The following is a 1,570-nucleotide window of genomic DNA, read 5'->3' as shown; positions in this document are numbered from 1 at the left end:
CATTATTAGCATGGCAATACAACGGTGGGGGTTGGTTTTTCAAATTAAACGATTTAGATAAACAGGAAGCTGTTAACTTAATTAATAAGTGCAATGAATTGCCTTTAGTTATTGAGCTTTCAATCAATAACGAATTAATAGCGTTTGCACACGCAGATTATCCAGCAAATGAATATGTATTCAACAAGCCTATTGATTTAAATAAAGTGGTTTGGAGTCGAGAACGATTTGAAAAATATGACAATACAGGAATAAAAGGTGTTGAATTTTTTGTGTTTGGTCATACTCCGCAAAGAGAAGTGACGCAAGTTGCAAACAGGGTTTACATTGATACTGGGGCGGTTTTTTCTGGCAACTTAGTATTAACTAGGATGGACAATATTTAGGGTAGCATGATGAACAACGAACACTTGGAACAACTGAAACGATACGATGATAAAGAGCAAGAATTAGAGCGAGCAATAGCAATAGTTAGAGAACAACGCAGAGAATACATTAATCAGCATAATTTAAACAAGGTTAACGATGAGCAAACTAACTAAAGAAGCAAGAGGGCGAGAGTGCACGGTTCGATTGCCGTGCTGTAATCATAACCCAGAAACCACGGTACTAGCGCATTATCGACTAGCAGGAACGTGTGGCGTAGGTATGAAGCCGAATGATTTGCAGGGCGCATGGGCTTGCTCAGCTTGTCATGATGAAATAGACTGCAGAACACGAATATTTGAGAATGAATTCGTTAGATTAGCTCACGCTGAAGGAGTTATTAGAACACAAGACATACTGATCAAGGAAGGAAAAATAAAAGCATGATTTATAACATTACTCCAGTTCCTAAACCGCGGATGACACAGCGCGACAGGTGGGCAAAACGGAAACCAGTATTGCAATATTTTGCATTTAAAGACGAATGCAAGGCGAGCGGCGTAACACTGCCGGAAAGTCATTATCACATAATTTTTGTTATACCCATGCCAAAGTCGTGGAGCAATAAAAAACGCGCCGAAATGGATGGAAAACCTCATCAGCAACGACCAGACAAGGATAATTTAGAAAAAGGTTTGTTGGACGCTATTTTTGGCGAGGTGGATCGGCTACACTAATTCATACAACTTTTTTAAGGGGTAAGGTAAACTTATCACAACTAAAAAAGGAACAAATATGAATAAGATTAAACGCAAAAGACGAACATTCACAGATGATTTTAAACACCAAATGGTCAGTCTTTATCAACATGGTAAATCACGTAGTGAAATCGTTGCAGAATATGATTTGACACCATCAGCATTGGACCGTTGGATAACTCAATCAAGCCAAAGTGGCTCATTTAAAACAAAAGATAATCGCAGTCCACAAGAACAAGAGTTAATCGCGTTGCGTAAAGAGCTTAAACAGCTGCGTATGGAAAACGATATTCTAAAGCAAGCAGCACTGATAATAGGGCGAAAATCGCTATCCTAAAAGCAAATCGACATCGTTATAGCATAACAAAACTATGTCAATATTTAGGATTATCAAGATATTATGCTTATTATCAGTGTAAATTGAATAGACAAAAATCAGTAGGGCT

General features: G+C 38.0%; 3 protein-coding genes and 2 pseudogenes. All 5 read left to right on the top strand.

The window, feature by feature from the left end:
- Nucleotides 1-386, top strand: a pseudogene (locus tag A9G35_RS13365) (serine/threonine-protein phosphatase); the annotation flags it as partial.
- 9 nt (nt 387-395) lie between these two features.
- Entirely contained in the window at nt 396-542 is a 147-nt protein-coding gene (locus A9G35_RS13360) for a hypothetical protein (RefSeq protein ID WP_176701374.1), read from the top strand.
- Complete coding sequence (locus A9G35_RS02940) at nt 526-813, top strand: DUF1364 domain-containing protein (protein ID WP_065635611.1); 288 nt, start codon at nt 526-528, stop codon at nt 811-813. The genes A9G35_RS13360 and A9G35_RS02940 overlap by 17 nt, the downstream gene beginning before the upstream one ends.
- Nucleotides 810-1,097 (top strand): annotated as a pseudogene (locus A9G35_RS02935) (RusA family crossover junction endodeoxyribonuclease); the annotation flags it as partial. The gene A9G35_RS02940 and the pseudogene A9G35_RS02935, both read left to right, overlap by 4 nt.
- A gap of 64 nt (nt 1,098-1,161) precedes the next feature.
- Nucleotides 1,162-1,461, top strand: a complete 300-nt coding sequence (locus tag A9G35_RS02930; RefSeq protein ID WP_065585449.1) for a transposase — start codon at nt 1,162-1,164, stop codon at nt 1,459-1,461.
- The last annotated feature ends 109 nt before the right edge of the window (nt 1,462-1,570 follow it).

The sequence above is a fragment of the Gilliamella sp. Choc5-1 genome, from assembly GCF_001690595.1.
Taxonomy (GTDB): Bacteria; Pseudomonadota; Gammaproteobacteria; order Enterobacterales; family Orbaceae; genus Gilliamella; species Gilliamella apicola_M.
This window is presented reverse-complemented; position numbering and strand designations above follow the sequence as displayed.